This window comes from Desulfovibrio sp. (genome assembly GCF_035644575.1).
In the GTDB taxonomy this organism is placed as follows: Bacteria; Desulfobacterota; Desulfovibrionia; order Desulfovibrionales; family Desulfovibrionaceae; genus Desulfovibrio.
Window position 1 is genome coordinate 1 of sequence record NZ_DASQOG010000243.1, and the last position, 9,367, is coordinate 9,367.

Genomic DNA, 9,367 nt, shown 5'->3' on the forward strand with positions numbered 1-9,367 from the left:
ATGGCGTACGCAAGCACACCCAAAAGCACCATTCCCGCCGCAACGCCGCCCAACAGCACCTTAAGCCATGGTCCATTGCGGGGTGTTCCCATAGAGCCTCCTTAACTCGCTCCTTGTGTGCCGCCCCCATGGCGGCATCCCTCTTAAGAGAACAAAAAACGTACCAAAACCGGCAAATAAAATAAAAAAATAATTAGTAGATAAATAGGCTAATTGCATGAAATCAGAACAAAAACCGTGATTCCGGTCACAGAAAAATTCAGAAAAAAAAGACAGATTCAGAAATAAATGACAACACCACCGGAAGGGTGAGCAATGCTGCGTGAATCATTTGTAAAGTCGAAAAAGATGCCGTGGCTGGTTCTTGTTGCCAGCCTGGCATGGCTTGGGCTTACTGGTTTTCTTTACAGTCAGGCGGTGCAGGTCAATGCTGAGCATAGCCTTGAGTTGGAGCATACACGACTTTCAACCATGGCACAGCAATTAATGGACGCAAGAAACTGGAATGCTGCACATGGCGGCGTATATGTTGAAAAAAGCGATTACGGTCAGCCAAACCCATGGTTGCCGGAATCGGAACGCACGGTGACCACACAGGATGGGCGCACCCTGGTGTTGGTCAACCCCGCATACATGAGCCGTCAGCTGGCGGAGCGCAGCTCGCGCGAAGGGGTGACCATCAGCGTGATAAGCAGCGCGCCGCTGCGGCCTGAAAACATGGCGGATGTGTGGGAAAAGTCGGCGCTTGCCCGCTGCGCGGAAGAACCCCCCGAAGTGTTTACAGCTCCCCAGCCGGGCAACGGTCAAAGCTTGCGACTTTTGAGCGTGCTCATGGCCCAGCAAAGCTGTTTGAGGTGCCATACAAATAAAAAAGTGGGGGAAGTGCTTGGCGGCATCAGCGTGAGCCAGGACGCAGGCTCATTCCACAAAGGGCTGGAAAGGCAACGCAACAGCATGCGCTTGTTGTATGGGCTGCTTGCGTTCACAGGAGTGCTTGCCATCGGCGGCCTGACCTTCAACCTTACGCACCGGCGCTGGCTGGCAGAGGAAGCCAGCCGAATAAAAAGTTCGTTTATGGGGCACCTCAGCCACGACATGCGCACACCGCTGACAGCCATTGTGGGAATGAGCGAACTGGCCCAGCGTACTGACCTGCCTGAAAAGGAACGCAAAAAAGCCTTGGGCTATCTTGCGCAAGCCGCAGAGGCCCTGCGGGAAATGGTCGGCGACATAACCGACCACGCAGCACTGGAGCAGGGAACTCCCACGCTTGAATCCGCCCCCTTTGACCTGCGGGAGTGCCTCGCAAGCTGTGTGAACCTGTACAGGCCCATCGCCGACAGCAAGGGGATTTCCCTGACCCTCGGCCTGGACGAAAATTTACCGCAATGCGCGGTGGGCGACAGCTTTCGGCTGCGGCAGGCTCTGGGCAACATTGTCAGCAATGCGGTCAAATTTACAGAGGCTGGTTCTGTTCGCATTTACGCCACGTCGCTTGAAAGCACCCGTGAACATCTGAAGCTGGCAGTTTCTGTGACGGATACTGGCCCCGGCATGTCGCAGGAAGACCAGGCAAGGGTGTTTGAAAGTTTTCAGCGGGGGAGGGATACCGCCCGTACGCCAGGAACAGGCCTTGGTCTGAACATTGCCCGCACCCTGGCGCGGCTCATGGGTGGTGAGGTTGAGCTGGCTTCTCGTATAGGGCAGGGGGCCTGCTTCACGCTCCACGTGCGGCTTTTGCAGTGTGCGCAACCCGAACGGGCCACAAGCAGAGAGAATGTGCCCATGTCAGATGTAGCCATGCCAGGGGCGCAGGATAGCGCAAAGCAGTTTCTGGCTCGGAAAAAGGTACTGGTGGCGGAAGACACCGCGTCCATTGCCTATGCCATGCAGCATATGCTGCGAGGTATGGGGGCAGAGCCCATAGTGGCTGAAACTGGTGAAAAGGCGCTGGGACTGCTGCGGGATCCGCACCAGGGGCAGTGGGATTTGCTTGTGCTCGACAGTCGGTTGCCCGGCATTGATGGGCTGGAAGTACTGCGCGCATTGCGGAACGGCGATACCTTGTCGCCGTCAGGAACACTCGCCGTAATCTATACTGCCACAACAAGCGATGCCTTCCTGCGTCAATGTGAAGTGCTCGGTGCTGATGGCGTGTTTTTAAAACCCTTGAGTTTTAAACAGTTGCGTCATGAGCTGGAAAAGCTGATGGCAGCAAGATCGCCAGAAAAGCCGACAGATTGCCCAGACAATTCAAAAAATGTCACGCAGGAAAAAAACGCATTGCCGAATATATCTGCAAGCATACAAAATAAACAGCAACTATCTGATATTCGAGGAAAAAATACTGTTTGGAATCGCAATGCCGCACTTGAAGCGCTGGATGGCGATGAAGACGTACTGAAAAGCCTTGCCAACGTATTGGAAAGTGAGCTGCACGAGCGCCTGCAAGCCCTGGATGCCGCTATTTTCAAGGGTGATATTGAACAGTTGCGCCGCACTGCTCATGCCTGCAAAAACTCGGCAGGCGTCATGCGGCTCGACAATCTGCGGGCGGCTGCAGCAGCAACTGAAGAGGCGCAATCAGTAAATATTTTAGAAGAGGCGCAAAAATTGCGCTCTGCGATGCAGGAAGCAGCGCAGGCGCTCGCCGCAGGCGTGGAACAGGGCAAGACCGCATAAGGCACATACCCGCAGCAGGGTTTGCTGGCAAGCGCGGTAAACGTGCAGGCAGAAAAATCGGCAGAAGCTGGATCACAGGGGGAACACGCTGATGGCCAAAGTGCTTGTGGTGGACGATGAAGGACTGATGCGCACAATGGTGCAGGTGGTCTGCAACCGCATGGGGCATGAAACCCTGCTGGCCGCCTCCATTCAGGAGGCGCTGCGCATGGTCAGCGAGCCTGTGGATGTTGTGCTGCTGGACGTATGGCTTCCGGACGGTAACGGGCTTGAATATCAGGCCGACTTTGCACACTTGCCCGGTGCGCCGGATGTGGTGGTCATCACCGGCAACGGCGATGGCGACAATGCCGAGGCAGCTTTACGCTCCGGAGCATGGGAATTTCTCACCAAGCCCTTGCAGATGCGCGATATTGAACATTGTTTGCGCCAAATTCTGCAATTCAGGCAAAACCGTACCCCGGTATCAGAAGCTCTGGTTGTGGACAGCGGGCATATCCTTGGCAGCGGCCCCGGCATGAGCCGCGCCCTCAAGCTGCTGGCGCAGGCCGCAAAAAGCGAAGTAAATGTGCTTTTGCTGGGTGAAACCGGGGTGGGTAAGGAACTCTTTGCCCGGGCGCTCTTTCGCAACAGTGCAAGGGCTGCCAGGCCCTTTATCACTGTTGACTGCGCCTCGCTGCCAGAAACACTGGTGGAAAGCCATTTGTTCGGCCATAGCCGCGGCGCGTTCACTGGTGCGGACAGGGCACGCGAGGGGCTGCTGCTTGCGGCAGACAAAGGCACGCTGTTTCTGGATGAAGTGGGTGATCTGCCCCAGCCCATGCAAGGGGTCTTTTTGCGCGCACTGGAGCAAAGGCGTTTTCGCCCTGTGGGCGAGGTGCGCGAGGTCAGCAGTGATTTCAGGCTGGTGGCCGCCACCAACAAAAATCTGGAACACATGGCCAAGGAAAACAGCTTTCGGGCAGATCTGCTCTACAGGCTGCAAGGCCTCACCATTGTGATTCCGCCATTGCGCGAGAGGCTTGATGAAATCCCTGCGCTTGCGCGACAGGCCATTGCGCGTTTTTGTCTGGGCAGTGACCAGCCGGAAAAAACTCTTTCCAACGAGGCTCTGGATGTACTGCTGGAGTACTCCTGGCCCGGCAATGTGCGTGAACTGATCCATTGCCTCGAGCGGGCATGCCTCACGGCGGGCAAAAGTGATCTGATCCTGCCTGCGCATCTTCCCACGCGCATGCGTGTGGATTCCGTGCGGCGTCGCATGGGGCAGGGGACCGTGCCGCCAGTCAAAGAGAATGGAGTGCTGCATGCGAATGATGGGGCGGGGCTAGGTTCAGTCGAGAATGGTTTTCTGGTCAATGAGACGTTGGGGCAAAAACCGCCCAGCCTGCGAGAATGGAAATCTCAGGCTGAGAAAGCCTACGTGCGGCAGGTTTGGGACATGTGCTCGGAAGACGTGCGAAAAGCCTCGGAAGTGGCAGGTATTTCGCGCGGGCACTGGTATGAGCTGATGAAAAAGAACGGCCTGTAGCAAGGGCCTCAGACTAGCGGAGCAAAAAAACGCGGCAAACAGCCAGGGATGCTTGCGTCAGAAAATAAAAGGAGCTATAGGCGAGAAAAATCGGCATTGAAAGGCAATGTTAGAGCTTATGAACAAGAGTCCCATTACGGTCAGAGGGTATGTTGCGGCAGTGCCGCGTTCTGTGGATGCGCGCCAGGCCCGCGTCGCGGTTGTGCAGGATGATGTGGAATACCGCATTGTGCCGCGCGGCGCCGGGGTTGATCTGGATGACGAAGTCAGCGTGCCCGTGGAAGTTTCAGGCATTATGGATGAAGCGGACGGTGTGGTGTATCTCACCGTGCGCGGCTACAAGGTGCTTGAAGACGATTCCTGGCTGGAAGAATAAGCGGCTTTATTGCGTCACGTTGTGATGCACTCTTGAGCAGTTTTGCCGGGTGTGGCGTTTGTCAGGCCGGACAGCCTGTTGCGCCCTAGTTCCAGGCCGTCAGATACAGGGGCAAGCGTAGTGCAATGCCCCTGTGCCCGATATGGCCCGTTTAGTCGCCCGTCTCCGCCTCAGGCCGAAATCAATCCCGCAACTGCACAAGCGCCATTGGCGCTTTTTTTGTTCTTCATCCCTCAGCTGATAGCGCGGGCGGGGCAGGGATCAGAGCAGGCTGATCTGTTTTTGTTCCTTGCGGGTGCGCGTTGTCAGGGTGCTGTGCCGGCAGAATTCACATATCTGGCCCATGAAGGGCGAGGGCTGCAAATGCAGGGTGCGCCCATAAAGAGTGCGCTGCGCGCAATGACTGAGAAAAAGCGCCCGCGCAGCACGAGTCAGACCTACGTACAGCAGACGGCGTTCCTCGGCCTCGTTGGCCTCGCTTTGGGCGCTGCTGATGGCGGCATCCGCGGCAGGGAACAAAAGCTCACGGCGCAAAGGCAAAAGACCATCTTCAAGCCCCGGCAGAAAAACAGCCTGAAATTCAAGCCCTTTTGATGCGTGCAAGGTCAGAATCTGAACGCTCTCGGCCTTGGCGCGTACAAGTTCGGCTTCCTGAAGCCATGCCAGTTGCTCAAAAAAGCCCGCCCAGTGGCCGCTCTGGTTCCACAGGCGGCACAGTTCGCGCCATGGGCGGCTGCCGGTAAAGACTTCTCCAGCCCAGGGCTGTTCCGCAAGCCAGGGGAGCATACGCTCCGGCGCAGGCAGATTCTCTGCTGCTATCCAATTTTGCGGCAGCGTGTCGGGCTGATCCTGACCCTCGGCAGGCGTTTGCGCAAAACCGCAATGAGAGCCAAGCAAGCCCAGCAGGCGCGCGCAGGCGGCGTCTTGCCAAAATCCATCTTGCGAGGGCGCGGCGCAGGGTATGCCCGCCTGTTCAAGGGCCGCGCGCAAAGGGGGGATCTGCGCTTTCAGACGCACAAGAACCGCAATATCGCCCGGCGCCAGTGCTCCGGCCAGACCGTGCAGGTCGTCCCCCTTGCTGTGATCCAGCAGGGTGTGGGCCGTAGCGCCCAGCAGATGTCGAACCCGCTCTGCTACCCAGCGGGCCTCTGTGCGCTCATCGGGTGCGGAAAAGAGCCGCAGTTCCGCCGTGAGCGATTGCGCGGCCAGCAAGGGGCCGCACTGCCCCTTGTGGAGCAGGAGGCTGCGGGCCATGTTCAGCACGCTCTGGCTGGAACGGAAGCTCTGCCCAAGGCGGAAGACGTTCAGCCCCGGCCAGCAGGCGCGCAGACTTTCCTCGCTTTGGCCCGTAACGCCACGGAATCCGTAAATGGCCTGATCCGGGTCGCCAATGCCAAAAAATCCATGACCATCCGCGGGCAGCAAGGCGCGAACAATGGCAAGCTGCACAGCGGAAAGATCCTGCACTTCATCTACCAGCACGTGCTGTGGGCGCTCGTTTTCGCTCAAGGTGCGGGCGTGCTCAAGCCACCAGTCCAGAAGGTCGGCATAGTCCACATAGCGCTGCCCCATGTTCTTGCGCGCAGCATAGTTGGCAGCAGCGCAGGCCAGAGGGCTTTGGGCAGGTTCCTGGGCAAGAACGCCACCCTCACGCGCCAGCGCGAGGGCATCCCACAATTTGCGCGCATCGCGTTTTTCCAGTTCCGGATTCGCCAGATAAAACAGATTGAGAGCGGCATCCTCGCCAAGCAAGAGCGGGGGATTGTCGGGGCTGGCAGCGCGCAGGGCCGCCCAGGCCAAGCCGTGCAGGGTGTCGCACTGAGGCAGAGCAGTTTGCGCTGTGCCCTCAAATGCCTTGTCCAGTCTCTCCCGTAGTTCATCCGCAGCGCGCCGCGTAAAGGTGACAGCCAGTACCCTGCGCATGTCCGCGCCCTGTTCCGCAAGCCATTGCAAACGGCCCACCAGAACGCGGGTTTTGCCCGCGCCGGGGCCTGCCAGCACCAGCACTGGCGCTGGCCCTGCTGCAAGCGCCGCCTGCTGTTCGTCAGAATAGGCAAAGACCTGCGCAGGCGTGTCAGTTGTAGCTGCGGATTTAACCGCAGAAAAATTGCTTGCGGTTTTTGTGGCGGCATCACCCGCAAGAGGGAGGCTCGCCCGGCGCACCCTTACTGCTGATGACAGCGCGGCAGTTGCCTGCGTGTCAGCAGACTCAAGCGGTTCGGCTTTTTTGCGTCCCCGCTTGGCAGGGGCTTTTACGCCCGGAAGGGTGCCGCGCGCATCGGCCAGTTCCTCCGGAGAGAAAACGCGCACAGTGCCGTATTCGCCGTCATAACCGCCCTCACGGTAGACCTGACCGCGCCGCATGCGGGCCACAGCTTCGCCCAGCGGCTCCCAGTGGGCGCGGATGTCGGCTTCCGGCAGGCTGCAAAGGATATCCAACTCCGGCCCCAGCTCGCGCAGCAGGCTGCTGTAACGCTCCTGCACACGGCGCGATGCCGGGCCAACGCCGAGGATTTCGCCCACGACTTCGGCCAAAGGAATAAGCGGGTGGACTTCCGGTTCGCGCGGGAGCTCCGGCGTGGTTTCCCTGTCTGCCAGTTCCAGCACCCGGTGCAGTACGCCGACTGTGAGCGGCTTGCCGCAGACCGGGCAGATATTGCCAAGAGCCAGCGATTCTTTAGGTTCCAACACCACGTTGCAGGCGCGGTGCCCGTCAAGATGGTATTTGCCTTCATCGGGATAGAATTCCATGGTGCCGAGAAAGCGGCAGTCCAGATTGCTCTGGTCTTCCCGCCGGGCAGAGGCGCGCAGGGCCGCAAACATGCCCGCATAGCTGGGGCGGCCCGCAAACAGATTGGCCTCGCGCCCAAGGTTGGCCCCGGAATGCGCGTCTGAATTGGACACAAGAGCGTAACCGTCAAGCCTGCTGATCAGGCGGTTCATGGCCGGGTCGGACGAAAGGCCCGTTTCCAGCGCAAAAATGTGTTCCGAAAGATCGCCGTAGCAGTCTTCAAGCCTGTCAAAGCCTGATTTGGAGCCGAAAAGCGCAAACCAGGGCGTCCACACATGGGCGGGAATCATCACTGAACCGGGCGCGCATTCCAGCATGATTTCAAGCAGGTCACGCGAGTCCAGCCCCAGAATGGGGCGGCCATCGGCATTGAGGTTGCCGATTTGCGCCAGCCGCAACGAAAGGCGCTCCGCATCTTCCAGAGTGGGCACAAACACAAGGTTGTGCACCTTGCGCACCTTGCCGCCGCGTTTGTAAATGGAGCTGATTTCCGTTTGCAGCAGAAACAGCGGGGCGGCGGATTCCTGCATGCCGGGGCCGGCCTTGGCGTCCATAAAATCCAGCGTCTCCGGTTCCACAGCCAGCCTGTACAGGCCAGTGTGCTCGTCCAGCACGAGCTGCTCCGCCAGTTCCGCCCTCCACTGGGGATGCGTAAAATCGCCGGTACCCAGCACATTGATGCCTTTACAGCGTGCCCAGGCCGCCAGATGGCGCGGGTTGAGGGCCTTGCTCGTGGCGCGCGAGAAACGGGAATGGATGTGCAGATCAGCTATAAAATTCATACTTCACCCTGTGGGGATGGATCTGTGTGGGATTAATTGCGGCAAAACCTGCTTCAGGCCAGCCAGGGGCAGAAGCGCAAGGCCTGCTCAGACCAACGAGGCACGCCATTGCCGCAACCTGTCACGCTACTACTGTGCAGCGTCAGCGGCGTTTCAATTTTGGTTTCGTGCGCGGAGTTCTTGCGGGCCAAAGCCAGAATCCGCAATGCGGATTTTGCCCTGTGCGTTCTCACTGGCAGCAGGAGGCGCAGCCCGAGGCCAGCATCACTCAAGGCAGCGCACAACTGCGGTAAGGCCTGAGCGTCATAAATGCAGCAAAAACAGCCCTGATGCCGCAGTAGGGCTGCCGCAGCGCGGCAGAATAGCTGGAGTACATATTCCCGGCTTTCATCGCCCTGTGCGCCACGCAGCGCCCGTTCGCGCATATGGCGGGCCGAAGGCCTTCCGGCGACTCCATAGGGCGGATTAGCCAGAACCAGATCAAACTTTCCGGCATGGCTGACGCCTGTTGTACCTGCCTGGTCTGGCAAAAGCTTTCTGTCGGCCAGATCAGCTTCGGCAAAGCGCAGCCTGTCTGTCAAGCCGAGGTACGCGGCATTGGCCGTGGCGGCCTGCACGAGCGGTGCTTCCCTGTCCAGCCCCAGCCCGGTAATGCCAGGGCAACGCAAGGCCAGCCCCAGCAGGGCGGCCCCGCAGCCGCAGCCAAGTTCTGCCGCAGTCGGATGCGCCTGACGTGACGCGTTCAGGCTTTCCACATGCCGCGCGGCAAAGGCAGCCAGCAGGAGGGCATCCGCGCCAAAGCGCAGACTGCCTTCCGGCTGTTCAAGCCCGCGTGGAAAAAGCTGACGGGCGCTGTAAAAAGGTTCATCCGTGTGCATTGGGGCTTCCTGCGCCGGAAAAAGGGCCGCCGACAGAACATGGTTTCTGACGGCGGCCCGCAAGTATGTGTCAGGATGCTGCGAATGCGGTCAGCCCCCCGAGGTTTGGGGAGGCAAGCCTTCTACAGCAGATCCCCTTCCCAGTTGAACAGGCTCTTGCGCCGCATTTCGGGCACAGAGGCTGGTGGATTTTCCTGCATGTGCGCAAAGAAACCGTATCCCGCCGAGAGCAGTTCCTGCCTTTTGGCGGTGATATCCAGCGGCCAGCCGGGATAAATCCAGATGTTGCCGCCGTACTGCCGCGCCCAGAAGGGTTCGCCCATGGGG

5 protein-coding genes and 1 pseudogene are annotated in these 9,367 nt (G+C 59.1%); 3 read left to right on the forward strand and 3 right to left on the reverse strand.

Going from position 1 to position 9,367, the window contains the following annotated elements:
- Positions 1-315 precede the first annotated feature (315 nt).
- From VEZ52_RS13555 to VEZ52_RS13565, 3 genes are all read left to right on the forward strand, one after another.
- Positions 316-2,682 carry an ATP-binding protein gene (locus VEZ52_RS13555; protein WP_324837289.1) on the forward strand — a complete coding sequence of 789 codons (2,367 nt, stop codon included), beginning with the start codon at positions 316-318 and terminating at the stop codon, positions 2,680-2,682.
- A 91-nt stretch (positions 2,683-2,773) separates the two neighbouring features.
- The gene (locus VEZ52_RS13560) at positions 2,774-4,213 is read left to right on the forward strand and encodes a sigma-54 dependent transcriptional regulator (RefSeq protein ID WP_324837290.1); all 1,440 of its coding nucleotides are present in this window, start codon (positions 2,774-2,776) and stop codon (positions 4,211-4,213) included.
- A 118-nt stretch (positions 4,214-4,331) separates the two neighbouring features.
- Entirely contained in the window at positions 4,332-4,589 is a 258-nt protein-coding gene (locus VEZ52_RS13565; protein WP_240823258.1) for a hypothetical protein, read from the forward strand.
- A gap of 261 nt (positions 4,590-4,850) precedes the next feature.
- On the opposite strand, the gene VEZ52_RS13570 is transcribed toward VEZ52_RS13565, so the two are convergent.
- From VEZ52_RS13570 to VEZ52_RS13580, 3 genes and pseudogenes are all read right to left on the reverse strand, one after another.
- A complete protein-coding gene (locus VEZ52_RS13570; protein WP_324837291.1) occupies positions 4,851-8,162 on the reverse strand; it encodes a UvrD-helicase domain-containing protein in 3,312 nt (1,103 codons plus the stop codon).
- A gap of 53 nt (positions 8,163-8,215) precedes the next feature.
- Positions 8,216-9,040: an N-6 DNA methylase gene (locus VEZ52_RS13575; protein WP_324837292.1), complete on the reverse strand. Its 825-nt coding sequence runs from the start codon at positions 9,038-9,040 to the stop codon at positions 8,216-8,218.
- Positions 9,041-9,162: 122 nt separating this feature from the next.
- Positions 9,163-9,367 (reverse strand): annotated as a pseudogene (locus VEZ52_RS13580) (U32 family peptidase); the annotation flags it as partial.